This is a genomic window from Pseudomonas sp. YQ_5, from assembly GCF_043103305.1.
Taxonomy (GTDB): Bacteria; Pseudomonadota; Gammaproteobacteria; order Pseudomonadales; family Pseudomonadaceae; genus Aquipseudomonas; species Aquipseudomonas putida_Y.
The window spans coordinates 43,037-68,361 of sequence record NZ_JBICJS010000066.1 but is presented as its reverse complement, the minus strand read 5'-3'; the positions used below and the strand labels follow the sequence as shown (position 1 = coordinate 68,361).

Sequence of the window (25,325 nt, the reverse complement as noted above, 5' to 3'; positions counted from 1 at the left end):
GACACCCCGCCGGTTGGTGAATGCAGGCCGGCAGGTCTCCTGACTGGTGCGTCATGGCCTGGCTCCGGCCTTCCCGGGCGGTAGGCCCAGTGGCATGGGTGGAGCAGGCTCGGCACCTACAGTTGCGGGGGCAGTTCCGTTTGGCCCGTATTGGCGGGCCTGGGATTCCCTGTTAGTTCCGTGGTGGAAACCGGCGGCCCGCATGGTAGACCATCGCGGCGCCGGGGGAAAACGCTTTTCAGAAGTACTTCATCCAGCTGATGTCGCGGCGGCGCTGCTTCAGCCGGGCGAACCCGCGCACCGGCAGGTACAGCGAAACCGCCAGCAGTACCGCGCCCAGCCACACCGCTGCAATACCGTCGAAACCGAAGTAGTCGCCATGGTTGAGCCCGAACAGCGCCACGCAGGCCAGGTACAGCAGCTTCAGCACATACAGGTGCAGCAGGTAGAAGAACATCGGTGCCGCACCGAACACCGCCAGTGCCGTGATCCAGCGCACTTGGCCGGCCCGCTCGAAGGCGCGTAACAGCAGCAGGCCACAGCCCAGGGTCAGGGCCAGGAACAGAAGCGACGGTGGGTACTTGGTGATGTTGAAGAAGCTCATCAGGGTTTGCGTGAAGGTTGGATAACCGCTCCACGGCGCCTCACCGTAACCGTTGAACATGCGCAGCAGGGCAAAGCCAAGCAGCGCGAGCAAACCGGCTACCAGCAGGTGTTGCTGGCGTTGTCCGGCATCGCTGCCACGGGCGAACCAGGGCCCCAGGCCGTAACCCAGGGCGATGACGCCGATCCACGGCAGCACCGGGTAAGACGTGCGCAGGTGCAGGGTCTCGGAAAACACCAGCCAGCCACGATCATGCAGGATTGCCCACGGCACATGCAGGGCTGACTCTGTGCCAAAGTGCACCCCGTCGAGCAGGTTGTGGCCGGCGATGATGATGGCGCCCAGGGCGAGCAGCGCGGCGCGTGGCAGCCACACCAGCAGCGACAGGGCGATCATACTGACGCCGATGGCCCAGATCACTTGCAGGTAGATCACGCTGGGGGGCAGCTGGAAGGTCCAGGCGAAGTTGACCAGGGTGAACTCCAGCACCACCAGGAACAGCCCGCGTTTGAACAGGAACGCCGAGACGTCGCCACGGCCCTGATACTTCTCGCCATACAGCCAGGCCGACAGGCCGGTCAGCAGGACGAACACCGGCGCACACAAGTGGGCGAGGGTGCGGCTGAAGAAAAGCGCCGGTTCCGTGGTGTCGATGGCCATGGGGTCGCTGACCTGGTGGTGCAGGAAGAAAGTCTCGCGGACGTGGTCCAGGAGCATGAACAGGATCACCAGGCCGCGCAGGGCATCGATGCTCTGCAGGCGCTGGGTGATCAGCGTGGGCGTGGCGCTGGCACTTGTCATGGGGTATCTAACAGGAATTAATTTCATGTGAAACGTTATCGTATAACATGGAGATAAAAGGGGACAGAGGTTTTTGTGTGGCCTGTGCCGGGCTCTTCGCGGCACAAGCCACCCAGATCAGAAGCTGTAATCCAGCGTCGCGAAGTACGACCGCGGCATCCCCATCAACCACTGCTGCCCGCTGAACGCCGACTGCACATACTCGCGATCGAACAGGTTGTTCAACTGCACCCCCAGCTTCACATCCGGCAACACCTGCCAGGCGATGTTGGCATCGACCACGGTGTAGCCGGGGGCGTTGTGGTTATTGGCGGTATCGGCATAACGCTCATCCACATAACGCGCCCCCAAGCCGGCCTCTACCTGCTGGCCGAAGCCTTTGCTCAACCAAAGGTTGGCGGTACGCCGTGGCACGTTGGCCGGCCGGTTGCCTGCGCGGTCCTGCGGCAGACCGCCGACCATTTCGTCGAAGTCGTCGTACTTGGCGCGTACCAGCGATGCATTGGCCGACACCTGCCACTGATGGGCCAGGGCCAGCTCCAGCGTCGCTTCCAGGCCATCGGAGGTCTGCTGCCCGGCTTGTTGCTTCTCGTGCGTGATCGGGTCGTCGACCAGCAGCTTTTTCTTGACGATGTGGTAGGCGGCAAGCGTCCATTCGCCACGCCCCTCCCAAAAGCGCTGCTTGATGCCGGCCTCGGTCTGCTTCGCCTTGGTCAGGTCATAGTGCATCTGCGCGGGGCTGAGGCTGATGAGGTTGTTGACCCCGTCCTCGCTGGTTGAGTACTGGCCGTACAACGACAGGTCGTCGTTGAGTGCATACACCAGCCCCACGCGCCAGTTGCCACCTTGCAGGCTACGATCGCTGCGGCTGTCGTTGGTCAAGTTGTTGCGGTCGATGTGGTTCTGGTCGCGACGCACGCCGGTAACCAACGACAGGCGATCGCTCAATTGCAGGCGGTTTTCGGCAAACAGGGCAAAGGTATGGGTGGTCGAGAGCGTTTGCGGCCGCAACGGCGAGGCGCTATGGAACCCGCCGGGCTGTGGCTGCCACGGGTCGACGTAGTCGCCGCCGACATCGTTGTAGGGGGAATTGCTGTCGACGTTGAAGCGCACCTTGTTGTACTCGGCACCGAGCACGGTCTTGCTGGCCAGGCCGAACAGGGTGTGGTCGAAGGTGAAGGTCTGGCGGTCGCCGAACTGCTCCTGGTTGTGCTTGATCTCCAGGTAGCTGCCGCGCAGCAGTTGCTGACGCTCTGCGTCCCAGCTGTAGTCCTCGGCGTTGCGCCAGTGGCGGCGGCTTTTGATGTAGTACAGCTGGTTGCTGGCGCTGATCTGGTCGTTCAGCGCCCAGTCGGTTGTCAGCCGGGTCCATTCATCAACGTACTGCTGCACGTCGTTCTGTACGTTGTAGTTCTTTTTGCGCAGGCTGCTGCGGTAGTGGCCGTCGATCAGCGGGGTGCCATAGTAGTTGGCAGGTTGTGCATCGCCGCGGTCATGGGCCAGCGTGAAGCTGAGGTCATCACTGGCATCGAAACGCAGCGCGGCGCTCATGGCCAGGCTACGTGAAGCGGTGCGGTCGACCCAGCCATTGCCGGCCTGCTGGTTCAGCGTCAGGCGGTAGCTCAGGCGCTCGCTGAGGCTGCCGCCGCTGTCCAGGCCGAGCTGCTGGCGGTCCCACGAGCCGTAACCCAGGCGCAGGTGGTTGCGCACTTCGCCGGCAAAAGGTTTTTTCGGGATCACGTTGATCACCGCGCCGGTGGCGCCTTCGCCATGCAGTACCGAGGCCGGGCCGCGAATCACCTCGATGCGTTCGACCATCCACGGGTCGACCGGGAAGGTTTGGGTGCCGGCACCGGTGTACAGGCGCGCGCCGTCGAACAGGGTCATCACCGAGCTGTGGCCGGCAAAGCCGCGGGCAGACAAGCCTGTACCGCCGTCCCCCGGGGAGCCGACGAAGGTAATGCCCGGCGAGCGGGTCACTGCATCCTGCACTGTGAGGTTGTTGCGCTGCTGAATCTGCCGTTCGCTGATACTGCTGGTGCTGGCCGGCGTCTCCAGGGCACTGAGGCCAAGGCGCGAGCCGGCCTGGGTCGGCGTGGCCAGGTCGATGGTGCGGCTGTCGAAGGTGTCGGTGATGGCCGTGGAAGGCAGGGCCAGAGGCTGCGGGTCGCGGTCATCAGCCAGCGCCGGCAGGGTGACGGCCAGGCAGGCCGCCAGAGGGTGAAGCTTGAACATACGGGACATGTCGTTCCACTGCTGCAGGAATGAATGGATCCCGGTGGAAAACACGCAAAGGCGAACCATGCAGGCAGGCGCGCGCACGGATTCCGGCCTGCGCCCGCCCACCGCGGGTTGCCAAGTGAAGCTCCAGGCCGGTCTCCGGGCTTGCGAGGGGCATGAAACCTTCACCTTCCCATGCCTGAGCACAGTGGTATCTCGAAGGGTTCGCTCGCTTACCGTTGCGGGGGCAGCACCGGACTTGTCGTGGGCAACACGACGCACCGGTTTCCCGTTTCACCCTGCGCGCGGCGGCGCAGGGCACCTGAAACTGGCGCGCATCTGACCATTGAAAGGCTGGGGCGTCAAATGTGGGTGTGCTGTGAGTGTCGCGAAAAAATCAGGTTGTGAGTTTGAAGGCAGGTTTGCCTGAACAGGCTAGCGCCCGCGGCGCCGCGATACCCGTGCCTCGATGTTCTTGCGCCCGATCAGCAGCGGCGGCTTCTCCACCACCGGCTCATCCGCCAGCCATTTGTACATCACCAGGCAGTCCACCAGCCCCAGGCGGGCATGACGGTAGGCCTTGGGCAAACGGCCGACTGTTTCAAAGCCCAGCTTGTGCCATAGCGCCACGGCCACTGCGTTGGTGGCTACCACCGAGTTGAACTGCAATGCCAGAAAGCCTTCCTGGCGCGCCAGCTTTTGCGAGTGCTCGCACATCAAGCGCGCCACGCCCCGGCCGCGCGCCTGTTCGCAGACCATGTAGCCGCAATTGCCTACATGCGCACCAGGCCCGGCAGCATTGGGCTTGAGGTAATAGGACCCCAGTAGCTCGCCATCTTCTTCGGCCAACAGCGTGTGCAAGGGCAGCTCCAGCCACAGCTGGCGGGCCTGCTCGAAGCTCAGCGCCGGGTCGAAAGCGTAGGTTTCACGGGCTTGGACAATGGCCTGGAAGGTGGGCCAGAAACGATCAAAATCGTCCGGCATCATGGGGCGAATGTGGATCATGCGGGTTCCTGCGCGGGGTGAGCCGCCCAGTCTGGGTGGCGCGGCGCCGTCGCGCAAGGGCGACGACGCCGTTTGTGCTCAACCGTTGGCCTTGCCCACCGCGTCCATTGCGCGGGCCGAGTACACCAGCGCGGCACCGGCGTTCATGGCCACGGCCACGCCGAGGGCCTCGGCAATTTCCTCGCGGCTGGCACCCTCTTTGACGGCTTGCTGCGAATGCACGGCGATACAGCCGTCGCAGCGGGTGGTCACAGCCACGGCCAAGGAGATCAGCTCGCGGGTCTTGGCATCCAGGTGGTTGGTTTTGGCGCCTGCACCGCTGGCGGTCATGTAGCCGGCTACGGTGTCGGGTGAGAGTTGCTTGAGATCGCCGATGCCGGCCATCAACTGCTTACGGTAGGCGTCCCAGTCCATCATGCTCATCGTCTTCACCTTGGGGTGGTTGCAAGTGGAGCTTTCAGGCTAGTCGAAGAGTTGCACGTGTGAGGCGGTACTTTGGTTGGTAAACGCAGGTCACTCGTACAGTGGCCTGCGTTGAGCCTTCAGATGTAGATGAACACCAGCACCAACGCCGCGACCACTGCCCATTTTTCCAGGTAGTAGCGCATGCGGTTGCGCTTTTTCAGCGCCTTGCCACGCTCGCGGATCTTGTAGATGCGGGTGAACAGGCGGTTGATGCCACCGGTCTTGTCGCTGGCGTCGTTGGGCGCAGCGGCAGCGGCCATCACGTTGCGGCTGAACCAGCGGTTGAACGCAGTTGCCCAGCGGTACTTGAGCGGGCGTTCGACGTCGCAGAACAGGATGATGCGGTTGTGCTCGGTGGTGTTGGCCGCATAGTGGATGTAGGTTTCGTCGAAGATGACCCCCTCACCATCGCGCCACGCGTATTTCTCGCCGTCCACATCGATGTAGCAGCCGTCGTCATTCGGTGTGTCCAGGCCCAGGTGGTAGCGGTAGGAACCGGCATACGGGTCACGGTGGCGCACCAGCTTGGCACCAGGTGGCAGGGTGGCGAACATGGCCGCCTTGACCGTGCCGATGCCTTGCAGCAGCTCGGTCGTGCGTGGGCAAAGGGCCATTGCCGACGGGTGGCTTTCGCCATACCACTTCAGGTAAAAGCGCTTCCAGCCGGTCTTGAAGAACGAGTTGAAACCGACGTCATCATAATTGTCGGACTTCTTGATTTCACCCACGTGCAGCAACTGGCGGCCTTCCTCGCGGATCTCCTGCCAGTGGTCCTGCAGCGGTTTCAGTTCTGGAAAGGCCTCGACCGGCAGGTAAGGCTTGGCCGGGTGTTTGGAGAACAGGTACAGGAAGCTGTTGATCGGGGCCAGGAAGCTGGAGTGGTCGCCCAGCTGGCGAGTCAGCTTGTGGCGAACCCGACCGCGCAGGTGAACATAGGCGATCGAGAGGACGAAGATGAGTACGAGTGCAATTTTCATGGACGTTTACTGGTCGAAGAATGGCCATGCGCCATGGCATGAGCCCGCCAGCATAAACAATCATGGGGGTAGTTTGTACTGATTGTTACGAAACTGTGGGGCGACATTGGTGTAATACCCTACAGTCTTGCGCAAACGTTTCATGTCAGGGAGTTGGTATGGTTCAGGATATACGCCCCAGTGGTAGTCCGTTCAAGCGGCTGTTCTTCGCCTTGCCGGTCAGCGACGCCCAGCGCCGTGACCTGGCCCAGTGGCGGCGAGGGCTGAACCTGCGCAGCGGCAAACCGGTGCCGGCAGCCAACTTCCACGTCACGCTGCTGTTCCTCGGTGATGTGGACACCGCGCAGGTGCCTGCGATTTGCGCGGCCGTCGACCAGCTGGCGCTGCCAGCCTCAGCGCCGCGGCTGTTGCTCGACCGTTTGCAGGTGTGGCAGCGGGCCAGCGCCCTGGTGCTGGAGGCGCAGCAGGTACCGCCTACCCTGTTGCAACTGGTGTACGGTTTGCAGCAGGCGCTGCTGCCGTTGGGGATGGAGGCGGCCAAACGTGAGTATCGACCGCACCTGACGCTGTCCAGGGATTACCGCGGGCAGCCGCCCGAGGCCAGCAGCGCGCCGGAGTTTTACCTCACCGCACGACACTTCACGCTCTACGAGTCGCGCAAGGGGGCTTACTGGCCCTTGGCGCAGTGGCCGCTGGTGGACTGACCTGCAGGGGCCGTCCAGGTCAAGCAACTACACCGGCAAGCTCTGGTAAGGCAATTCATCCCCCGGGCTACGTTCGAACTGGCGCTTGTACTCGCGACTGAACTGCGAGGTGCTCTGATAGCCCACCCGGTGCGCAGCCTGTGCCACGCCCAGGCCTTCGCCGATCAGCATCTGCTGCGCCTTGAGTAGCCGCAAGCGCTTGAGGTACTGCATCGGTGCCATGTCGGTGCAGCGCTTGAAGTGTTCGTGGAAGGTCGAAACGCTCATGTTGGCCCGCGCGGCCAGTGCCTCCACGCTCAGCGGCTCGGCGTAATGCTCGCGCAGGTGGGCGAGGGCGGCGCCGATGCGGGCGAAGTGCCCCTGTTGCTCCACCAGTGCTCGCAACACACCGGCCTGCGGGCCGCGCAGCGCGGTATACAGCACCTCGCGTACGCGCGCCGGGCCCAGTACCTTGGCGTCAAGCGGGTCCTGCAGGCAGTGCAGCAGTCGTTCCACGCTTTCGCGCATGGGCGCATCGAGTGCCGCCGACGTCATCGATTGCGGGGTTTGCGCCTGCACTTCAGCGTCCGGTGCCAGGCCCATGCTCTGCACCAACTCGCCCAGCACGCCACGGTCGATGCCCACCGCCACACCCAACAGCGGCGCCTCGCGGGTGGCAAAGGTTTCACACATGAACGGCACCGACAACGCCTGTACCAGGTAATGCCCTGCACCGTACTCCAGCGTACGCGGCCCCAGGCGCGCCAGTTTGCTGCCCTGGGCCAGGATCATCAGGCTGGGTTCGTAGATCTGCGGGCTGCTGGCCACATAGTGGTCCCAGCTCAGCACCTGCACCTGGGGCAGGTGCGTGGGCACAAAGCCTGGGCGCGTGGCGAGGCTGCGGATCAGTGCGCAAAGCGGCGCATTGGCATCGACGTGACGGGTCAGTTGCATGGTGGACCAAGGGCAGAGAATCAGACAGCTTGATCATCGCAGATTGAGGGCGTGGCGCCAGCTACGGGTCGGCATCTTCGTAGAATCAGGCATGCATGCCGGAGAATCAGCCGTGGGCGAGGCGGCAAACGGCGCGCAGAATGCGTCGCCTGAATCGTTTCACTTCACTGCGAGGCCCTGCATGTATACCGCCATCGGTTACGCCGCTCAAACCCCCACCAGCCCCCTGGCCCCCATGACGTTCCAGCGCCGCAGCCCGCGCCCAGACGACGTCGCCATCGACATTCTGTACTGCGGCGTGTGCCACTCCGACATCCACCAGGCGCGCAACGAATGGGGCATTGCCGTGTACCCGCTGATGCCGGGCCACGAGATCATCGGCCGGGTCACGGCGGTGGGCGACAAGGTCACCGCGTACAAGGTCGGTGACCTGGTGGGCGTTGGCTGCATGGTCGACTCGTGCCGTACCTGTGAAGCCTGCGCCAAGAATCTGGAGCAATACTGCCTGGAAGGCCCGACCATGACCTACGCCACCCCGGACCGGGTCGATGGCAGCAACACCATGGGGGGGTATTCCAGCAGCATCGTGGTCAGCGAGCACTTCGTGGTGCGCATACCAGCCGGCATGGACCTGCCCAGCGCTGCGCCTATCCTGTGCGCCGGCATCACCACCTATTCGCCGCTCAAGCACCACGGCGTGGGCCCGGGCCACAAGATCGGCATCCTCGGCATGGGCGGCCTGGGCCACATGGGCATCAAACTGGCCAAGGCGCTGGGTGCGGAAGTGACCCTGTTCACGCGCTCCCAGGCCAAGGCCGAGGAAGCGCGCCGCCAGGGGGCCGACCATGTGATCGTCTCCACCGATGCCGAGCAGATGCGCGCCGCTGCCGGCCGTTTCGATTTCCTGCTCGACACCATTCCGGTGCAGCACGACCTCAACCCGTACCTGGAAACGCTGAAGTTCGACGGGGTGCACATCCTGGTCGGCCTGATCGAACCGATCGACCCGGCATTGCATGCGGCCAACCTGGTGATGAAGCGCCGGGTGCTGGCGGGGTCGTTGATCGGGGGGATTGCCGAGACTCAGGAAGTGCTGGACTTCTGCGCCGAGCACGACATCCGCTGCGATATCGAGATGCTGGATATCCGCAACATCAACCAGGCCTATGAGCGGATGATTGCCGGTGATGTGAAGTACCGGTTCGTGATCGACATGGCCACGCTACAGGGCTGATTGATCGGTTGCCTGTACGGGCCCCTTCGCGGGCAAGCCCGCTCCTGCACAGGGGTGATGCAGGGCTTGCCCGCGGTGGGGGCAGTACAGGCAGCAACGATGCAGCCGTTTTACCAGGCCATTGGCTTGTCCCAGCCCTTCCAGAACAACCATCGCCGCACCTCGCCGTGCGCCCCGGTACCGATCTGCCACTCGGGCCGCCCGCTATCCAGCGCAATCACCGAAATAACCCCCGCATGGCTCGCCGCCACCAGTGTTTGCCCGTCGGCGCTGATATCCATCGCACTGATGGTCGATCCCAGGTAATGCTGCCAATGCTCCGTACCCTCTTCGCCAAACGCCCGCAGGTAGCCATAGGCATCACCCACAATGTACTCGCCACCGCGCGCTACCCCCGCATACACCCTTGCGCCATCCTGCACCAGCGGGGTACGCGGGTCCTGGCTGTAGTAATCGGTATCCAGCCCCTGCAGGTCTGCCACCCTCACGGCCAGCGTGGCACCGCTGTAGAAATGGCAGGCATTGACGATCAACTGGTCACCGGCGCGGTTGAACAAGGCAAAGTGCGGGTATTCGCTGCCCGGGCCAATGTGCGCCAGCGGCTTGAACTGTTCGTCCAGAACAAGGTGCCGGCTGCCTTGCTCACCCACGACGATCAGCCGGCCATCCGCCGACACCGCACCATGCTCCATGCTCAGCCCCAGGCTGATGTCGTCAGGGTCGGTGCCCTCGGCCAGCTCATCGAGCACGCGTGCTTGCTGTGGCAGCAGGCGGGTCGCACCTTGGGTGGCCAGCACAAAGATACCTTCGGCACTCACCAGCAGCACGCGCTGGCCGTCGGGGAAGGGGATCAGCGCGGTCGGTGTGGGCGGCAGGTCGAACGGCTCGAACGGGTAACCTGGCGGCAACCCCTCCAGCCCCGTGGGCCAGGCCAGACGTTGCACCTGCGGGCCACCCCAGCCATCGGTCACACGTACGCCCTCGGCATTGGCCAGGGCGAAATAGCGCCGCGCCGGGCAGCGGCCAAAGTGTTCGACACCGATGACCGGGGTTACCCCATGGTGGTCTATACGCACCACCTGGCCCTTGTCGTAAGGCATGCCGATACGTGCCAGCAGGCTGCCATCTTCCAGCAGCAGGACACTGCCGATGCCTTGGCCGTGCGCTTCGAGCAACGGTACCAAGGGCTGGTGCGCGGGTGGCCAGGCCTCACGGAATGCCTGGCGCTGCAGTTCGTCGACGCCAGGGTGGTTGGCTGCCTGCAGGGCTGTCAGCCAGGCGTCGAGCAGGTGTTCGGTGGCGGGTGCCTGCGGCTCTTCGAGGTTGTCCCAGCCGTGCGCACGGCCCTGCGCGACGTAGTCGTTGACGGCCTGGGCATAGGCGGTAACTGCCTGCTGCCACTGCTGCTGGGGGTGCTGCTTGTCCATGAGCGGATCGGGCTCCTTGTTGCACACGCGTTTCACACAAAGCGTGCATGGTACTCCTTCTGCCTGCCCTGCGGTTGTGAGGCCCCAGCTTGACGCGTACCATGCCGGGCATTCCTATCCATAACAAAACGTACGTTGGCACCCCTGCAAGCGGGTCGCTGGCGTGCGACTTGTTGCGTTGCCTGCGGAGAAGCAGTTTCCACCCATGAACGAACCCATCCCCACACACCTGCCGCCCACAACGGGCAGCGGCAGCTGGCTGAGCGTCATCGCCCTGGCCTTGGCGGCCTTCATTTTCAACACCACCGAGTTCGTCCCGGTGGCGCTGCTCAGTGACATTGGCCGCAGCTTCGACATGAGCACTGCCCAGGTCGGCCTGATGCTGACCATCTATGCCTGGATCGTGGCGCTGGCCTCGTTGCCCATGATGTTGCTGACCCGCAACATCGAACGGCGGCGTCTGCTGCTGTTCGTGTTCCTGGTGTTCATTGTCAGCCACTTGCTGTCGTGGCTTTCGCAGAGCTTCGCCATGCTGCTGGTCAGCCGTATCGGCATTGCCCTGGCGCATGCGGTGTTCTGGTCCATCACTGCCTCGCTGGCGGTGCGTGTGGCGCCGCCGGGCCAGCAGGCCAAGGCGCTCGGCCTGCTGGCCACCGGTACTACCCTGGCCATGGTCCTGGGCATCCCGCTGGGCCGCGTGGTGGGCGAGGCACTGGGCTGGCGCATCACGTTCCTGAGCATCGCCGGGGTAGCGCTTGCCACCATGCTGTGCCTGATGAAATCGCTGCCGCTGCTGCCCAGCCAGAACTCCGGTTCGTTGCGCAGCCTGCCGGTCCTGTTCAAGCGCCCGGCACTGGTCATTACCTACCTGCTGGTGACGCTGGTCATTACCGCGCAGTTCACGGCCTACAGCTACATTGAACCGTTCGCCCTGCACGTAGCGCAGATCGGCGGCGACCGTACCACGCTGTTGCTGCTGTTGTTCGGCGGTGCCGGGGTTTTTGGTTCGTTGTTGTTCAGCCGCTACAGCGACCGCTTCCCGCATGGCTTTCTGGTGGGGTCGATCGGGTTGCTCGCCGCGTGCCTGTTGCTGATGTTGCCGCTGTCGGGCAACTTCCATGTGTTCGCAGTGCTGAGCATGTTCTGGGGCGTGGCAATTCTCAGCTTCAGTCTGTCGCTGCAGTCCAGGACCCTGAAGCTGGCGTCCGACGCCACCGATGTGGCCATGGCGCTGTTCTCGGGTATCTACAACATCGGCATTGGCGGTGGTGCGCTGCTGGGCAGTATCGTCAGCAGCCAGATGAATGTGGCGCATATCGGCCTAGTGGGCGGTAGCGTGGCAGTGGTCGGGCTGGTACTGGCCGTTGCCAGTACCCGGCGCTTTCGCGAGGCGCTGACTCGCTGAGCCGAGGCCGTTCAGGCCACTTGCAAGCCAAGTAGCGACTCAGGCCAATACTGCAGCCCATGCCGATATCAACAAAACCCCCGCCAACACCTGGTTGAACACCCGCAACCGCCCCGGTGCCTGCAGCCACCGGGCGCTCCCCACCCCCAGCAGCGCCCACGTTGCCATGCTCGGCAGAGCGATCAGCAAAAACACCAGCGCCAACTGCCACACTGGCAACGACGGCGCGGCAAATACCCCGACCACCGCCACGGCCATCAACCACACCTTGGGGTTCACCACTTGCAACGAGGCCGCGCTGAGCGCACTGAAGCCTGGCGCCGTGGTCGTGTGGAGCGGGGCGGCGGCACTGCGCAGCATCTTCCACGCCAGGCTGCTGAGCCACAGCACCCCGGCCCAGCTCATCAGCTGTTGCGCCAGGGGGTAGCGCAGCAGCAGTTCGCCCAGCCCCAGCCCGACGAGCAGCACAATGGCTGCAGCCGCGCCACACGCCGCCACGATCGGCGCCAGGCTTGCGCGCAGGCCCCGGTGGGCGCCATGGGCCAGGATCAACAGGTTGGTCGGCCCCGGGCTGATGCTGGACACCAGGGCGAACAGAATGAAGGGCAACAACGACTGCGACATGGTTCAGGGCTCCGTAACATTGAAGCACCATGCTCGCTGCCCGCCGGCCCTCAGTCTGGAAGGTTTGAGCAGCGCCTGCGGTAGTCGGCCGGGGTCAACTGGTAGGCGCGGCGGAACCAGCGCCCCAGGTGGCTCTGGTCGGCAAAGCCCAAGGCCACGGCCACTTCGGCAGGTGTCTGGCCCAAGGCGAGCAGGCGCCGCGCCCGGGCCAGGCGCAGCTGGATCAGGTAGGCATGCGGTGCAATGCCAAACGCTGCCTTGAACGCACGCGTCAGGCGAAAGCGGTCAATGCCGCATGCCTGGGCCAGGTCCTCCAGGCCGATGTCGCGCTCCAGATTGGCATGCAGGAAGTCCCGGGCGCGCTGTGCGGTCAGCGGCAGGCGCGGGTCGGGGTTGATGCGGCGGCGCCAGTGCAGGTGGCGGGTCAGGCAGGCCAGCAAATCGTCCATGGCCGTTTGCCTGACGATACGCAAGTCCTGGCCATGCACGGCCCTGAAGGCCAGGGCGGTGGCCCGCGCCAGGCGTTCGTCGTGGCACAGGGTGTCGGCAAAGCTGGGCAGGCTGTCGCCCGGCGCGTGCTCGTACAGCGCGCGCAGCTGTTGGTCGAGCCAGGCGGGCTCCAGGTACAGCGTCGAATAGGTGAAGCCTTCTTCGGTGGGCGCCAGGCCGTCGTGGATGTCGCCAGGCTCAAGTAAAAATACCTGCCCCGGCGTGCTGCGGTGCCGCACCCGACGGCAGTTGAACTGCTGCACGCCCTGCTCGGTCACGCCGACCAGGAAGCTGTCGTGCCAGTGGGGGTCATAGGCATGCCCGACAAAATGCGCACGGACCGACTCGATGCCGGTGTCGGCGTCTTGTTTGAAGTCGATCCAGTTGCTCATGGACGTGTACCGTGGGGTAAATCGCAACCTTAGCGCAATGCCCCCGACTCAGTCTGGAACGATTGTGCAGCCGTTGGTCAGTGCCCGGGCGCGCAGGGCCTCGAAGCGTTCGCGTAGCCACAGGTGCAATTGCGTCACGGCAGGCGTGAGTTGCTTGCGATGAGGGCAGACCAAGGTGAGCGGGGTAGGTTCGCCGAGCAATTCGGGCAGGACGATTTCCAGTTCACCGGCCGCGATGTTGGCGCTGACATCCAGCCACGACTTGTAGACGATACCTTCCCCCTGGATGGCCAGGCGGCGGATGACGTCGGCGTCGTCACTGACCAACGGCCCACGCACCTGCACCGTGCGATTACCCAACTGCCACTTGTCGTACACCCGGCTGTGCTGCATGTACAGCAGGCAGGCATGCTGCAGCAGCGCGTCGGGGGTGAGCGGGCGGCCGTGGCGCGCCAGGTAGTAGGGCGAGGCCACCAGTACTCGGCGGTTCCATTCGGCCAGCGGCAGGGCGATGTAGTTGGCATCCTGGTTGAGGCCATAGCGGATGGCCACATCCACAGGGTCGCGGTTGAGGTCGGCCATCTGGTCGGACAGAAAGAAGCGCAGTTGCAATGCCGGGTGGTCGTGGCGAAAGGCGCTGAGCCAGGGCAGCAGCATGTTGCGGCCCATGTCGGAAGGGGCCGACACTTGCAGGGTGCCGCGCAGGCTATTGGGGTTGCCATGCAGATCTTCATGGCCCTGGCGCAGGCTTTCCAGCACATTCAGCGCGGTTGGCAGGTAGCGCTCGCCCTCGGCGGTCAGGCGCAGGCTGCGGGTGGTGCGGGCGAACAGGCGTACGTCCAGGTCGCGCTCCAGGCGTTTGATCGCGGCAGCCACCTGGCCCGGCAGCAGGCCTGCTTCATGGGCGGCGGCAGTGAAGCTCCCCAGCACGCTGCTGCGGGCAAACAGTTCGAGGTCGGTGATGCGCAGCATTTTCATTCCAGGGATGAAAGTGTTGTTACATTGTGCCGCTTTTTCTTTTTTGCTGGGAAGATAAGATGCGCGGCACATCCACTGTTCATTCCGGAGTTGTCGCATGGATACCGTATCGCTGGCCAAGCGCCGTTACACCACCAAAGCTTACGATGCCTCACGCCGCATTCCCCAGGCCACTGTCGACGCCCTGCTCGAACAACTGCGCCACAGCCCGTCGTCGGTCAATTCCCAGCCCTGGCATTTCATTGTCGCCGACACGGCCGAAGGCAAGGCCCGCCTGGCCAAGAGCACGGCGGAAGGTTATGCCTACAACACGCAGAAGCTTCTCGACGCCTCGCATGTGATCGTGTTCTGCACCCGTACCGAAATGACTGAAGAACACCTGAACGCCGTGCTCGATCAAGAGGCTGCCGATGGCCGTTTCCGTGATGAGCAAGCGCGCGCCGGGCAAAACCAGAGCCGCCGTCACTACGTCAACCTGCACCGCTTCGACCAGAAGGACGTGCAGCACTGGATGGAAAAGCAGACCTACCTGGCGTTGGGTACTGCCTTGCTGGGGGCGGCGGCGCATGGGCTGGATGCCACGCCGATCGAGGGCTTCGACAGCAAGGTACTGGATGCCGAACTGGGCTTGCGTGAGCGTGGCTTTACCAGCGTGGTGATCCTGAGCCTGGGTTACCGCAGCGAGACGGACTTCAATGCCGGGCTGAACAAGTCGCGGTTGCCGGCATCGCAAGTCTTCACCTTCCTGTGAGGTTCCGGGGCCGCTCTGCGGCCCTGGCAATGCTGGCGGTCAATCTGGCAAAGCCCTGGCTTCGATTGCCCGCCCCGGCAAACTGGCAATGACCCGGCATATACCGCATACTTGTCGGCAAATGCCGAGATGGAGCGTGCCATGCTTGCCGAAGTGCTTCGCGACAACGGTTACCACAAGTACCGGGCGCGCCTGCAGGCGCTGCTGGACATTCCCGAGCTTGCCAGCGACTTCGAAATTCACACCCGCATCACCGATGGTTTTGCCGCCACTTGGTTGGTAAAGCTGACCGAACGCGGTGTGCTCACGCCGGTGGAGCGCGACCAGATCATCCCGCTGCGGACGCTCAAATCCCGTATCGAGCGTGACCAACCGCTGACCGTGGATGAGAGCGATCGGTTGTTCCGCTCGGCCCACATCACCGCCATGGCCGAGGCCGTGTTCGGTGAAGCGGGCAAGGCCAAGCGCTGGCTGTCCAAGCCCAAGGAACGCTTCTCGGGGCTGACGCCGATGCAGATGCTCACCACCCAGCAAGGCACCACTCAGGTCGAAGAAATGCTGCTGCAGATTGCCGAGGGCTATGGCCTGTGATTTTGTGGCGAATCAGCGCCTATGCAGACTTGAGCGGCACGGGGGGCTTGCGTGTAAGCGGCCGCTGGCACCAGGCGGGTCGGCCGGTGGTGTATGCCGCCACCAGCCCTCCCGGGGCGATGCTGGAGGTGTTGGTGCATCTGGAGATCGACCCCGAGGATTTCCCTACCACCATGCGCTTGCTTCGCATCGAACTGCCTGACACGGTTTCCCAGGCGCAGTTGCCCGCTTTGCAGCCCGGCTGGTCTGCCCAGCCTGAGTTGACCCGTACGCTGGGCAATCGCTTTCTGGATGACTGTTCGGCATTGCTGCTACCGGTGCCAAGCGCGATCATGCCCAGCACTACCAATTACCTGTTCAACCCACGGCACCCGCAGGCGCAGAGCGCGAAAATCCTGGTTGAGGATTTCACGCCGGACAGCCGCCTGTTTTAGGGCGTGGTCACCACAGTGCTGCCGATGCTGACGCCAGCACCCGGCCAAACACTTCGAGCGCCTTGTCCACGTCAGCCTCGGTGCTGAAACGGCCGAGGCTCAAGCGCACACTGTTGCGTGCCTGGCGCTCATCCAGCCCCAGTGCCAGCAGCACATGCGAGGCAGCGTTGCTCGCCGAGTTGCAGGCCGAGGTGGTCGACAAGGCCAATTCGCTGGCCAGCGCCGTGCTGTTGAAGCCCTTGCTGTCGATGCACAGGTTCAAGGTATGGGGAATACGTTGCTTGGCGCAGCCATTCAGGGTAACGCCGGGCATGGCCAGCAGGCCTGTGCGCAGGCGTCTTGCCAATTGCTCAAGGCGCTGGTACTCGCTGTCGCCGGGTTGGCCGGCCAAGGCAAAGGCGCTGCCCATGCCTGCGATCTGGTGGGTCGCCAGGGTGCCGGAACGCAGGCCTTGCTCATGGCCGCCGCCGTGCATCTGTGCACGCATCAGCGCGCGGGCGCGCGGCCCTGCATACAGCGCACCGATGCCTTTTGGCCCGTAGACCTTGTGCGCCGAAAAAGACATCAGGTCCACGGCCATTGTATGCAGGTCGATAGCCAGCTTGCCCACAGCCTGCGCGGCGTCCACGTGCAGCAGGGCACCGTGGGCACGCACCTGCTCGCCGATCGCGGCAAAGTCGGTGACCGTACCCAGTTCGTTGTTGACCGCCATCAGCGATACCAGGCGGGTGTCAGCGCGCAACGCTGCCTGTACGCTTGCGGGCTGGATCAGGCCGGCGGCATCCGCCGCCAGGCGAGTAACGGCCCAGCCTTGGCGCTCCAGTTCGGCCACGGTGTCGAGCACGGCCTTGTGTTCCAGCTGGCTGGTGATCAGGTGTCCGGGCTGGCCGATGCCTTGGGCAATACCCTTGAGCGCCAGGTTGTTGGACTCGGTCGCGCCCGAGGTCCATACCAGGTGCTCGGCGTGCGCGCCGACGCACTCGGCGACTTGCTGGCGCGCCTGCTCCACGGCGTGCCGTGCAGCCTGGCCGAAGGCGTGGCCGCTGGACGCCGGGTTGCCGAAGTTGGCCTGGTTACCCAGGCAGGCGAGCATGGTTTCGATAACCCGGTCGTCGACTGGGGTTGTGGCGGCGTAATCGAAGTAGAGTGGGGCGCTAGGCATTGAGGGCGGGTCCGTGTCAGTGGCCGTGAAGTCGGCGATCATTGACGTAAGCGTACCTGCCAGCAGCGGTGTTTTTTTCGTTTCCCTCAGGTCGATTCGCGATTGTTTTAGAAAAAAATTCTCTATCGAAGATCTTTCATGGGATTTTCTACTTTGCCTGGTGAGGGGCCATTAATGGCACCTCACCGGCACCTTCAGGCGTGCTCCAGAGCCTTTTCTTCCTCTGCCACCACGCGCTCGCACAATTCGGTGATCTGTTCGCGCATCCAGCGGTTGGCCGGGTCCTGGTCGGTGCTTTCATGCCAGTACAGGTGCGTTTCCAGTGCAGGCACCTCCACCGGCAGCGCCTGATAACGCAACTGATGGCGACGGGCGAAGCGCTCGGGAACCGTCATGGCCATGTCGGTCTGCTGCAACACCTGCGACGCCATGAGGTAGTGCTGCGAACGCAGGGCGACCTTGCGTTGCACACCCATCTTGCCCAGCGCCAGGTCGACGTAACCCAGGCCGTTGCGTCGGCTGGAAATATGGATATGGGTCATGCCCAGGTAGCTGTCGAGGGTCAGCTTGCTGTCGGCCAGCGGGTGGCCCTGGCGCAGGGCGCAGACATAGCGGTCCTGCATCAGTTTGATGTGGCGCACCTGCGGGTCGGTGTTCAGTGGCGCGTCGATGGCAAAGTCCAGGCGGCCGGCCGCGAGTTCCTTGGTGGTCTCGCGGCGCTTGCACAGGAAACTCTCGATCATTACCGCCGGCGCCAGGCGGCGCAGGCGCTGGAACAGCGGCGGCAAGATGACCGCCTCGGTCAGGTCGGTCATGCTGATGCGGAAGGTCTTGTTGGCCTGCTGCGGATTGAACGTGCGGCTTTCCTGCACCGAGGTCCGCAGCAGCGCCAGTGCGTTGCGCACCGGGCCGATGATGTTCTGCGCCATGGGTGTGGGCACCATGCCTTGCGCGGTGCGCACGAACAGCGGGTCATTGAAGGTTTCGCGCAGACGCGACAGGGCATTGGACACTGCCGGCTGAGTAATGCCGACGATCTGCCCGGCGCGGGTCAGGTTGGCTTCGGTGTAGATCGCATCGAACACGATGAACAGGTTGAGGTCGACCTTGCTGAGGTTCATGGGCGCCGCTCTTTGTTGGAGTTATCGGTCGATCATATATCGGTTATGAATGTTTATACACGCGGAAAATAGACTAGGTGGATGGAGCAATGCTGCTCTAGGCTCTGCTCCACGTACTCCGAACTGTGAAGGTAGCCCTGATGGATTTCGCCTATTCACCCAAGGTCCAGGCACTGCGCGAGCGTGTCACTGCGTTCATGGACGCCCATGTCTACCCTGCCGAAGCCGTGTTCGAGCGCCAGGTCGCCGAGGGTGACCGCTGGCAGCCCACTGCAATCATGGAGGAACTCAAGGCCAAGGCCCGCGCCGAAGGGCTGTGGAACCTGTTCTTGCCAGAGTCGGAATACGGCGCCGGCCTGAGCAACCTGGAGTACGCACCGCTGGCAGAGATCATGGGCCGCTCGTTGCTCGGGCCGGAGCCGTTCAACTGCTCGGCGCCGGACACCGGCAACATGGAAGTGCTGGTGCGCTATGGCAGCGAGGCACAGAAACGCCAGTGGCTGGAGCCGCTGCTACGCGGCGAGATCCGCTCGGCGTTTGCCATGACCGAACCGGACGTGGCCTCCTCGGACGCCACCAACATGGCTGCTACCGCCATACGGGACGGTGACGAGTGGGTAATCAACGGCCGCAAGTGGTGGACTTCCGGCGCCTGCGACCCGCGCTGCAAGGTCATGATCTTCATGGGCCTGTCCGACCCTGAAGGCCCACGCCACCAGCAGCATTCCATGGTGCTGGTGCCGACCGACACGCCGGGCGTGAAGATTGTCCGCCCGCTGCCGGTGTTCGGTTATGACGATGCGCCCCATGGTCATGCCGAAGTCCTTTTCGAGAATGTGCGGGTGCCGTACGAAAACGTGATCCTTGGCGAAGGCCGCGGCTTCGAAATTGCCCAGGGCCGACTGGGCCCAGGCCGTATCCACCACTGCATGCGCTCGATCGGCATGGCCGAGCGCGCGCTGGAGCTGATGTGCAAGCGCTCGGTGGAGCGCACTGCCTTTGGTCGGCCACTGGCACGCTTGGGCGGCAACGTCGACAAGATCGCCGACTCGCGCATGGAAATCGACATGGCCCGACTGCTGACGCTCAAAGCGGCCTACATGATGGACACCGTCGGCAACAAGGTGGCTCGTAGCGAGATCGCCCAGATCAAGGTGGTGGCGCCGAACGTGGCCTTGAACGTGATCGACCGGGCTATCCAGATACATGGCGGGGCAGGGGTAAGCGGCGATTTCCCGCTGGCCTACATGTATGCCATGCAGCGCACCCTGCGCCTGGCTGACGGGCCGGATGAAGTGCACCGGGCGGCGATTGGCAAGTACGAAATTGGCAAGTATGTGCCGGTGGAGATGTTGCGTAGCGGGCGGTGAACGCGTCAGCCTGCCCCGGCCCATTCGCGGGTGAACCCGCGCCTGCAGTGATTGCGCAAAGTCCTGCAACTTGTAGGACGTATCTGAATTTTGGCTGATGCCACTTGTATCTCCCTTGCTGGTGATAGGTTTCCAACCTGAGTCAAGTACAGGGAGTTCATATATGCGCGTCAATCTAGAGGGAAAAGGTCAGGCGGTAGATGGCGATATCACCACAACGGGTGCTGTCTGTATTGCGACCGGGGCCGGCTACCTAGATGAAGGCCGAATGGTGCTCCGTGAAGGCGACCACACCACGCCATGCCCTCTTTGTGGGCAGGCGGGAACTGTCGCCGAAGGTGTGGATCACTTTATTTCAGATGGCCAGCGGGTGGCTATGGATGGTGCGTTGGTTGTCTGTGGCTGTTCGCCGGGCACCAACCGGGTAGTCGCGCCCTTGTATGAGGCTCCGCCGTCCATGCACTCCATTGCAGGGCGTGCCAATACCCACGCTGCCGAGCTGTCACCCACCTTCAACCCCGAGCGCTTCTCCCAACCGGTAATAGGTGCACTGCCTGGCACGCTGGAGCCTGGCTTCTACGTGGTTCCACGACGCATGTCGTTTCCCCAGATACTGCTTCAACTGGCCGGTCACGATTCCACGTTGCCGATCTCACGGTTACAGCGGCTCAACCCCACGTATGCGCAAGGGTTCAAAGCTGGGGAAATTTTCGTTATCGGTGATCCTGACAATGGAAATGCCTGCACGCGCGAAGAGGGAGAGCTTATGGCGGCGGCGCAGCATGCGCGGCGTGCGCTGGAAGCACTCGACTACGTCGAAGCGGATTTCATGATGCAGCACCAGGCCGAAATCGCCGGCTTGCTCAACAACGCCAGTCTGTCCATGGGCGTGGGCAAGGACATGCTGGATCAAGGCTTGAAACAAGTAAGCAATACCTTGACCAGCATCGAGCAATTGCACCAGCGTGAGTTCATGCACAATGGCCATTTGAATAGTCCGGGTTTCTTCGCCGAGCGCAGGCGGTTGTTGCAGCAACTGGATGGCCAGTTGAAAGCGGCGTTGCTTAATAAGCAACTGAATCTGGGGAGCTATGAGCGGCTGAAGAAGAGCTTGAATATCTCTACCAAGAGCCTGGTGCACCATTGGTCGAAAGCGGGCGGACCGGGGCAGATTCCGGGGTATGCGACACATCTTGAGAAGGTGGCGCGGTTAAGTAAGTACCTTCAATACGGAGGGTATGCAGCGATTGGGCTGGGCGGGACCTCGTCTTATCTGAAAGTAAAAGAAGTCTGTCGGGCCGGGGAGACTCGTGCTTGTCGAAAGGTTCGGTTTACTGAAGCGGGAAATTTTGCAGGAGGTCTAACGGGAGGGTTGGTAGGCGCCTCTGGTGGAGGTGCTGCAGCAGCTGCGTTATGCGGTATTTTTGCGGTGGGTACCGGTGGGTTTGGTGCAGTGTGCGGGATTGCGATCGTTGGCGCCGCCTCTTCTGCAAGCGCTATTGGTATTGGCGCCCTCGGAGAGCGGACCGGTGAATTCCTTCATGAGGTGACTGATGATTGACTTTGACAATTGGTCCCCATTGTTGCAAATAGTATTCCTGAGTGCGCCTTTCGTCCTGGGCCTTGCGGGGATCGCTATCAATGTGAAAATTGCTTTGTCGAGTGATTTTGATGTCGCCCTTTCAGCGATCACGAGCAACCCCTATCTTGAGCAGATGAAACCCGTATGGGGCGGACGAAACCTAAGGCATCGATGTCTACTGATGAGTACAGTAAGCGCTTTGGTCACATTCCCAAGGCTACATTTACGCCTCGGATGGTTGAACGAAGCGGAGCTTGACAATTTCCCCCCAAAGTTGAGGCGAGATATGGGAGCAGCCCTTTGGTTGATCTTGATTGCCTCACTTTGGGGAGCGGTTGGTTACTTCATCATCAAGCAATGATTGCAACTCAGACCCGTAACTGTGGGTCATTCTTTTTTTGTCCCGTTGTTTTCTTATCGTTAGCTGCTTTTTCTATCGTCTTGTCGTCTTTATTCAACGTCTGCCCCCGCGTCTTGATCAACGAAATCACCACCCCACCCAGCAACAACCCGAATGTCACGCCCAGTGACAGCAGCGCCGGCACCTTGCCCACCATGCCGTGGTAGAAAATCTTGCAGCCAATGAAGATCAACACCAGTGCCAGTGCGTACTTGAGGTAGACGAACCGGTGCATCAGCGCCGCCAGCGCGAAATACAGCGAGCGCAAGCCGAGGATGGCGAAGATGTTGGAGGTGTAGACGATGAACGGGTCCTGGGTGATGGCGAAGATCGCCGGCACGCTGTCGACGGCAAACACCAGGTCGGCCAGTTCGATCAGTACCAGTGCCAGAAACAGCGGGGTGGCATAACGCAGCGCCTTGCTGTGCCCGGCCGGGGTGTGGCGTACGAAGAAGTGCGAGCCATGGATCTGGTCGGTAACCCGCATGTGCCGCCGCACGAACTTGAGGATCGGGTTGTTGGCCAGGTCCGGGCGGCTGTCTTCCTTCGACAGCGCCATTTTCACCCCGGTAAACAGCAGGAAGGCACCGAAGATGTACAGGACCCAGGCAAAGTTCTGTACCAGCGCCGCGCCCACGCCGATCATGATGGCCCGCAGGAACACCACGCCCAGGATACCCCAGAACAGCACGCGGTGCTGGTAGCAGCGGGGGATGGCGAAGTAGCTGAAGATCATCGCCATGACGAACACGTTGTCCATCGACAGCGACTGTTCGACCAGGAAACCGGTGTAGAACTCCAGCGCCGACTGCGCACCCAACTGGTACCAGACCCCCGCGCCGAACAGCACACCGACACTGAAATAGCCCGAATACAGCAGCAGGCTCTCGCGCATTTCAATTTCCCGGTCGTGGCGGTGCAGCACGCCCAGGTCGAGGACCAGCAAACCGATGACGATGGCCATGAACACCAGCCACAACCAGGCGCTGGTACCGAGGACAGGTGTTGTGAGGAATGCTTGCAGAGCTGTCATGAGCCCCTCCTTGAATGTCGACGTTGCATGGCAACAGTGATCCGACATGGCGGCTTGGCAGCCGTCAGAGGGGCCCGGTATCACATGAGCTTGAGCCTAGACCCGTTTGCCAGTGGTGCCGAATGGGTAGCTGTTACATTTCTTTGCCAGTGCAGCGCTCAAGCCCGCAATCCTTTGCTCAGCCCTTTCCCTTCTATTAAATAACCCCGGTTATAGCCAAAACCAATCGAAAGCATGAGCTTTGCCAATGAGCCTTCCGCGGGATGATTAGTTAGGATTCTATCCATCAACTGATTCCAACCCCATGAAGGAGCGTCTCTCATGCCAATCATCAACAGCCAGGTCAAACCCTTCAACGCCACCGCCTACCACAAAGGCGAGTTCGTTCAGGTCAGCGAAGCCGATCTGAAAGGCAAGTGGTCTGTCGTGTTCTTCTACCCGGCCGACTTCACCTTCGTTTGCCCGACCGAGCTGGGTGACCTTGCTGACAACTACGCCGAGTTCCAGAAGCTGGGCGTGGAAATTTACGGTGTTTCCACCGATACCCACTTCACTCACAAAGCCTGGCACGACACTTCCGACACCATCGGGAAGATCCAATACCCGCTGATCGGTGACCCGACTCACGTCATTTCGCGCAACTTCGACGTGCTGATCGAAGAAGCCGGCCTGGCCGACCGCGGTACCTTCGTGATCAACCCGGAAGGCCAGATCAAGATCGTCGAGCTGAACGACGGTGGCGTAGGCCGTGACGCTGCTGAACTGCTGCGTAAGGTCAAGGCTGCCCAGTACGTTGCCGCTCACCCAGGCGAAGTGTGCCCGGCCAAGTGGAAAGAAGGCGAAGCCACTCTGGCGCCGTCGCTGGACCTCGTAGGCAAGATCTAAGGTCATGCCCATAACGCGGGCGGTAAGCAGCCGCCAAAGCTGAAATACCTACCGCCCCGTCAAACGCCCGGGCGACCTCGCCTGGGCGTTTTTGTATCCGAGTTTTGAAAAAGGAATCGCCCGTATGTTGGACGCCACGCTTAAATCGCAACTGAAAACCTACCTGGAGCGGGTCACCCAGCCGATCGAGATCGTTGCCTCCCTCGACGACGGCGCGAAGTCCCGCGAATTGCACGACCTGCTGGTGGAAATTGCCGGCCTGTCGAACCTCATTACCTTCAGCGCGGACGGTACCGATGCCCGTCGCCCTTCGTTCTCGCTGAACCGCCCGGGTGCCGATATCAGCCTGCGCTTCGCCGGCATCCCCATGGGCCACGAGTTCACCTCGTTGGTGCTGGCGCTGCTGCAAGTCGGCGGCCATCCGTCAAAGGCCAGTGCCGAAGTGATCGAGCAGATCCAGGCCCTGGAAGGCGAATTCAACTTCGAAACCTACTTCTCGCTGTCGTGCCAGAACTGCCCGGACGTCGTCCAGGCACTGAACCTGATGGCGGTACTCAACCCCAACGTGCGCCATGTGGCTATCGACGGTGCGCTGTTCCAGGAAGAAGTGGAATCGCGCAAGATCATGGCGGTACCGAGTATCTACCTCAACGGTGAAGTGTTTGGTCAGGGCCGTATGGGCCTGGAAGAAATCATTGGCAAGATCGACACCAACGCCGGCGCCCGCCAGGCCGAGAAGATCAACGCCAAGGATGCCTTTGACGTGCTGGTTGTCGGCGGTGGCCCCGCTGGCGCCGCTGCTGCCATCTACGCTGCCCGCAAGGGCATCCGCACCGGTGTTGCTGCCGAGCGCTTCGGCGGCCAGGTGCTGGACACACTGGCCATCGAGAACTTCATCTCGGTGCAGGAAACCGAAGGACCGAAGCTGGCCACGGCGCTGGAAGAGCACGTCAAACAGTACGACGTCGACATCATGAACCTGCAGCGCGGTGAAGCGCTGATTCCTGCTGCCGAGGGCGGTCTGCACGAAGTGCGTCTGGCGGGGGGCGCTTCGCTGAAGGCCAAGACTGTGATCCTGGCCACCGGCGCCCGCTGGCGCGAAATGAACGTGCCAGGTGAGCAGGAGTACCGCGGCCGCGGCGTGGCCTACTGCCCGCACTGTGACGGCCCGCTGTTCAAGGGTAAACGCGTGGCGGTGATTGGCGGCGGCAACTCGGGTGTGGAGGCGGCCATCGACCTGGCCGGTATCGTCGCCCAGGTGACGCTGATCGAGTTCGACAGCCAGCTGCGTGCCGATGCGGTGTTGCAACGCAAGCTGCACAGCCTGCCGAACGTCAACGTGATCACCAGCGCGCTGACCACCGAGGTGCTGGGCAATGGCGAGAAGGTGACCGGCCTGCGCTACAAGGACCGCACCACGGATGAACAGCACGAAGTGGCACTGGAAGGCATCTTCGTGCAGATTGGCCTGTTGCCCAATACTGACTGGCTGAAGGGCACCGTCGAGCTGTCGCCGCGTGGCGAAATCATTGTCGACGCCAAGGGCCAGACCAGCATCCCGGGAGTGTTTGCAGCAGGTGACGTGACTACCGTGCCGTACAAGCAGATCGTCATTGCGGTGGGTGAGGGGGCCAAGGCATCGCTGGCGGCCTTTGACCACCTGATTCGGACTTCGGCACCGGCGTAAGCCTGTACCGGCCCTTTCGCGGCTAAAGCCGCTCTCGCAGGACTGCGCAGT

The 25,325-nt window shown here is 62.6% G+C and carries 24 protein-coding genes and 2 riboswitches; of the genes, 11 read left to right on the top strand and 13 right to left on the bottom strand.

Annotation, left to right across the window (positions count from 1 at the left end; all coding sequences use genetic code 11):
* Positions 1–11 precede the first annotated feature (11 nt).
* Positions 12–210, bottom strand: a riboswitch (cobalamin riboswitch).
* A 28-nt stretch (positions 211–238) separates the two neighbouring features.
* The 5 genes from ACF8EA_RS16565 to lpxO form a co-directional block, all read right to left on the bottom strand.
* The gene (locus ACF8EA_RS16565) at positions 239–1,405 is read right to left on the bottom strand and encodes a DUF1624 domain-containing protein (RefSeq protein ID WP_392522650.1); all 1,167 of its coding nucleotides are present in this window, start codon (positions 1,403–1,405) and stop codon (positions 239–241) included.
* A gap of 117 nt (positions 1,406–1,522) precedes the next feature.
* On the bottom strand, positions 1,523–3,649 hold the full coding sequence (locus tag ACF8EA_RS16560) for a TonB-dependent receptor (protein ID WP_392522648.1): 2,127 nt from the start codon (positions 3,647–3,649) through the stop codon (positions 1,523–1,525).
* Positions 3,650–3,757: 108 nt separating this feature from the next.
* Positions 3,758–3,966: riboswitch (cobalamin riboswitch) on the bottom strand.
* A 94-nt stretch (positions 3,967–4,060) separates the two neighbouring features.
* Complete coding sequence (locus tag ACF8EA_RS16555; RefSeq protein WP_101196547.1) at positions 4,061–4,630, bottom strand: GNAT family N-acetyltransferase; 570 nt, start codon at positions 4,628–4,630, stop codon at positions 4,061–4,063.
* Between the two features lie 78 nt (positions 4,631–4,708).
* A complete protein-coding gene (locus tag ACF8EA_RS16550) occupies positions 4,709–5,053 on the bottom strand; it encodes a carboxymuconolactone decarboxylase family protein (RefSeq protein ID WP_101196548.1) in 345 nt (114 codons plus the stop codon).
* A 119-nt stretch (positions 5,054–5,172) separates the two neighbouring features.
* Positions 5,173–6,072, bottom strand: a complete 900-nt coding sequence (gene lpxO / locus ACF8EA_RS16545; protein WP_021782806.1) for a lipid A hydroxylase LpxO — start codon at positions 6,070–6,072, stop codon at positions 5,173–5,175.
* Positions 6,073–6,230: 158 nt separating this feature from the next.
* Here lpxO and thpR point away from each other — a divergent pair, with 158 nt between their 5' ends.
* Complete coding sequence (gene thpR / locus ACF8EA_RS16540; protein ID WP_021782805.1) at positions 6,231–6,776, top strand: RNA 2',3'-cyclic phosphodiesterase; 546 nt, start codon at positions 6,231–6,233, stop codon at positions 6,774–6,776.
* A 27-nt stretch (positions 6,777–6,803) separates the two neighbouring features.
* Here thpR and ACF8EA_RS16535 read toward each other — a convergent pair whose 3' ends face one another.
* Entirely contained in the window at positions 6,804–7,709 is a 906-nt protein-coding gene (locus tag ACF8EA_RS16535; RefSeq protein WP_274148386.1) for an AraC family transcriptional regulator, read from the bottom strand.
* 181 nt (positions 7,710–7,890) lie between these two features.
* Here ACF8EA_RS16535 and calA point away from each other — a divergent pair, with 181 nt between their 5' ends.
* Complete coding sequence (gene calA, locus ACF8EA_RS16530; protein ID WP_101196128.1) at positions 7,891–8,943, top strand: vanillin reductase; 1,053 nt, start codon at positions 7,891–7,893, stop codon at positions 8,941–8,943.
* A gap of 110 nt (positions 8,944–9,053) precedes the next feature.
* On the opposite strand, the gene ACF8EA_RS16525 is transcribed toward calA, so the two are convergent.
* Positions 9,054–10,370, bottom strand: coding sequence for a hypothetical protein (locus ACF8EA_RS16525; RefSeq protein WP_392522647.1), 1,317 nt, complete (start codon positions 10,368–10,370; stop codon positions 9,054–9,056).
* A gap of 205 nt (positions 10,371–10,575) precedes the next feature.
* On the opposite strand from ACF8EA_RS16525, the gene ACF8EA_RS16520 reads away from it, so the two are divergent.
* The gene (locus ACF8EA_RS16520) at positions 10,576–11,775 is read left to right on the top strand and encodes a sugar transporter (RefSeq protein WP_392522645.1); all 1,200 of its coding nucleotides are present in this window, start codon (positions 10,576–10,578) and stop codon (positions 11,773–11,775) included.
* Positions 11,776–11,814: 39 nt separating this feature from the next.
* On the opposite strand, the gene ACF8EA_RS16515 is transcribed toward ACF8EA_RS16520, so the two are convergent.
* The 3 genes from ACF8EA_RS16515 to ACF8EA_RS16505 are packed head-to-tail and all read right to left on the bottom strand — an operon-like array spanning position 11,815 to position 14,252.
* The gene (locus tag ACF8EA_RS16515) at positions 11,815–12,399 is read right to left on the bottom strand and encodes a LysE family translocator (protein ID WP_101196126.1); all 585 of its coding nucleotides are present in this window, start codon (positions 12,397–12,399) and stop codon (positions 11,815–11,817) included.
* Positions 12,400–12,449: 50 nt separating this feature from the next.
* Positions 12,450–13,280 carry an AraC family ligand binding domain-containing protein gene (locus ACF8EA_RS16510; RefSeq protein ID WP_392522644.1) on the bottom strand — a complete coding sequence of 277 codons (831 nt, stop codon included), beginning with the start codon at positions 13,278–13,280 and terminating at the stop codon, positions 12,450–12,452.
* Positions 13,281–13,328: 48 nt separating this feature from the next.
* Positions 13,329–14,252 (bottom strand): LysR family transcriptional regulator, encoded by a 924-nt coding sequence (locus ACF8EA_RS16505; RefSeq protein WP_392522642.1) that lies wholly within the window; start codon positions 14,250–14,252, stop codon positions 13,329–13,331.
* Between the two features lie 103 nt (positions 14,253–14,355).
* Here ACF8EA_RS16505 and nfsB point away from each other — a divergent pair, with 103 nt between their 5' ends.
* The 3 genes from nfsB (at position 14,356) to ACF8EA_RS16490 (ending at position 16,034) form a co-directional block, all read left to right on the top strand.
* Positions 14,356–15,009, top strand: coding sequence for an oxygen-insensitive NAD(P)H nitroreductase (gene nfsB, locus ACF8EA_RS16500; RefSeq protein WP_103469209.1), 654 nt, complete (start codon positions 14,356–14,358; stop codon positions 15,007–15,009).
* 141 nt (positions 15,010–15,150) lie between these two features.
* Positions 15,151–15,600, top strand: a complete 450-nt coding sequence (locus ACF8EA_RS16495; protein WP_252460572.1) for an antitoxin Xre/MbcA/ParS toxin-binding domain-containing protein — start codon at positions 15,151–15,153, stop codon at positions 15,598–15,600.
* Positions 15,597–16,034: an RES family NAD+ phosphorylase gene (locus ACF8EA_RS16490; protein WP_209965002.1), complete on the top strand. Its 438-nt coding sequence runs from the start codon at positions 15,597–15,599 to the stop codon at positions 16,032–16,034. The genes ACF8EA_RS16495 and ACF8EA_RS16490 overlap by 4 nt, the downstream gene beginning before the upstream one ends.
* A 7-nt stretch (positions 16,035–16,041) precedes the next feature.
* Here the strand turns inward: ACF8EA_RS16490 and ACF8EA_RS16485 are convergent, their stop codons facing one another.
* Both ACF8EA_RS16485 and ACF8EA_RS16480 read right to left on the bottom strand, forming a co-directional pair.
* Positions 16,042–17,196 carry a cysteine desulfurase family protein gene (locus tag ACF8EA_RS16485; protein ID WP_392522640.1) on the bottom strand — a complete coding sequence of 385 codons (1,155 nt, stop codon included), beginning with the start codon at positions 17,194–17,196 and terminating at the stop codon, positions 16,042–16,044.
* Between the two features lie 194 nt (positions 17,197–17,390).
* On the bottom strand, positions 17,391–18,317 hold the full coding sequence (locus ACF8EA_RS16480) for a LysR family transcriptional regulator (protein WP_010953387.1): 927 nt from the start codon (positions 18,315–18,317) through the stop codon (positions 17,391–17,393).
* Between the two features lie 140 nt (positions 18,318–18,457).
* Here ACF8EA_RS16480 and ACF8EA_RS16475 point away from each other — a divergent pair, with 140 nt between their 5' ends.
* From ACF8EA_RS16475 to ACF8EA_RS16465, 3 genes are all read left to right on the top strand, one after another.
* Positions 18,458–19,687 carry an acyl-CoA dehydrogenase gene (locus ACF8EA_RS16475; RefSeq protein ID WP_020192828.1) on the top strand — a complete coding sequence of 410 codons (1,230 nt, stop codon included), beginning with the start codon at positions 18,458–18,460 and terminating at the stop codon, positions 19,685–19,687.
* Between the two features lie 163 nt (positions 19,688–19,850).
* A complete protein-coding gene (locus ACF8EA_RS16470; RefSeq protein ID WP_392522638.1) occupies positions 19,851–21,248 on the top strand; it encodes a PAAR domain-containing protein in 1,398 nt (465 codons plus the stop codon).
* Positions 21,241–21,630 (top strand): hypothetical protein, encoded by a 390-nt coding sequence (locus ACF8EA_RS16465; protein WP_021782794.1) that lies wholly within the window; start codon positions 21,241–21,243, stop codon positions 21,628–21,630. The genes ACF8EA_RS16470 and ACF8EA_RS16465 overlap by 8 nt, the downstream gene beginning before the upstream one ends.
* A 7-nt stretch (positions 21,631–21,637) precedes the next feature.
* On the opposite strand, the gene ACF8EA_RS16460 is transcribed toward ACF8EA_RS16465, so the two are convergent.
* Complete coding sequence (locus ACF8EA_RS16460; RefSeq protein ID WP_392522636.1) at positions 21,638–22,702, bottom strand: TerC family protein; 1,065 nt, start codon at positions 22,700–22,702, stop codon at positions 21,638–21,640.
* A 321-nt stretch (positions 22,703–23,023) separates the two neighbouring features.
* Here ACF8EA_RS16460 and ahpC point away from each other — a divergent pair, with 321 nt between their 5' ends.
* Together ahpC and ahpF are read left to right on the top strand one after the other, a co-directional pair.
* Positions 23,024–23,587: an alkyl hydroperoxide reductase subunit C gene (gene ahpC / locus ACF8EA_RS16455; RefSeq protein ID WP_004375926.1), complete on the top strand. Its 564-nt coding sequence runs from the start codon at positions 23,024–23,026 to the stop codon at positions 23,585–23,587.
* Positions 23,588–23,711: 124 nt separating this feature from the next.
* Complete coding sequence (gene ahpF, locus ACF8EA_RS16450) at positions 23,712–25,274, top strand: alkyl hydroperoxide reductase subunit F (RefSeq protein WP_392522635.1); 1,563 nt, start codon at positions 23,712–23,714, stop codon at positions 25,272–25,274.
* Positions 25,275–25,325: the final 51 nt, after the last annotated feature.

Coding starts and splice junctions, on each gene's coding strand:
- ACF8EA_RS16535 (WP_274148386.1), bottom strand. CDS start 7,709: ATGCAACTGACCCGTCACGTCGATGCCAATGCGCCGCTTTGCGCACTG.
- ACF8EA_RS16475 (WP_020192828.1), top strand. CDS start 18,458: ATGGATTTCGCCTATTCACCCAAGGTCCAGGCACTGCGCGAGCGTGTC.
- ACF8EA_RS16520 (WP_392522645.1), top strand. CDS start 10,576: ATGAACGAACCCATCCCCACACACCTGCCGCCCACAACGGGCAGCGGC.
- ahpF (WP_392522635.1), top strand. CDS start 23,712: ATGTTGGACGCCACGCTTAAATCGCAACTGAAAACCTACCTGGAGCGG.
- ACF8EA_RS16515 (WP_101196126.1), bottom strand. CDS start 12,399: ATGTCGCAGTCGTTGTTGCCCTTCATTCTGTTCGCCCTGGTGTCCAGC.
- ACF8EA_RS16495 (WP_252460572.1), top strand. CDS start 15,151: ATGCTTGCCGAAGTGCTTCGCGACAACGGTTACCACAAGTACCGGGCG.
- ACF8EA_RS16560 (WP_392522648.1), bottom strand. CDS start 3,649: ATGTCCCGTATGTTCAAGCTTCACCCTCTGGCGGCCTGCCTGGCCGTC.
- ACF8EA_RS16485 (WP_392522640.1), bottom strand. CDS start 17,196: ATGCCTAGCGCCCCACTCTACTTCGATTACGCCGCCACAACCCCAGTC.
- calA (WP_101196128.1), top strand. CDS start 7,891: ATGTATACCGCCATCGGTTACGCCGCTCAAACCCCCACCAGCCCCCTG.
- nfsB (WP_103469209.1), top strand. CDS start 14,356: ATGGATACCGTATCGCTGGCCAAGCGCCGTTACACCACCAAAGCTTAC.
- ACF8EA_RS16460 (WP_392522636.1), bottom strand. CDS start 22,702: ATGACAGCTCTGCAAGCATTCCTCACAACACCTGTCCTCGGTACCAGC.
- ACF8EA_RS16510 (WP_392522644.1), bottom strand. CDS start 13,280: ATGAGCAACTGGATCGACTTCAAACAAGACGCCGACACCGGCATCGAG.
- thpR (WP_021782805.1), top strand. CDS start 6,231: ATGGTTCAGGATATACGCCCCAGTGGTAGTCCGTTCAAGCGGCTGTTC.
- ACF8EA_RS16555 (WP_101196547.1), bottom strand. CDS start 4,630: ATGATCCACATTCGCCCCATGATGCCGGACGATTTTGATCGTTTCTGG.
- ACF8EA_RS16550 (WP_101196548.1), bottom strand. CDS start 5,053: ATGAGCATGATGGACTGGGACGCCTACCGTAAGCAGTTGATGGCCGGC.
- ACF8EA_RS16465 (WP_021782794.1), top strand. CDS start 21,241: ATGATTGACTTTGACAATTGGTCCCCATTGTTGCAAATAGTATTCCTG.
- ACF8EA_RS16565 (WP_392522650.1), bottom strand. CDS start 1,405: ATGACAAGTGCCAGCGCCACGCCCACGCTGATCACCCAGCGCCTGCAG.
- ACF8EA_RS16470 (WP_392522638.1), top strand. CDS start 19,851: ATGCGCGTCAATCTAGAGGGAAAAGGTCAGGCGGTAGATGGCGATATC.
- ACF8EA_RS16525 (WP_392522647.1), bottom strand. CDS start 10,370: ATGGACAAGCAGCACCCCCAGCAGCAGTGGCAGCAGGCAGTTACCGCC.
- ahpC (WP_004375926.1), top strand. CDS start 23,024: ATGCCAATCATCAACAGCCAGGTCAAACCCTTCAACGCCACCGCCTAC.
- ACF8EA_RS16480 (WP_010953387.1), bottom strand. CDS start 18,317: ATGAACCTCAGCAAGGTCGACCTCAACCTGTTCATCGTGTTCGATGCG.
- lpxO (WP_021782806.1), bottom strand. CDS start 6,072: ATGAAAATTGCACTCGTACTCATCTTCGTCCTCTCGATCGCCTATGTT.
- ACF8EA_RS16505 (WP_392522642.1), bottom strand. CDS start 14,252: ATGCTGCGCATCACCGACCTCGAACTGTTTGCCCGCAGCAGCGTGCTG.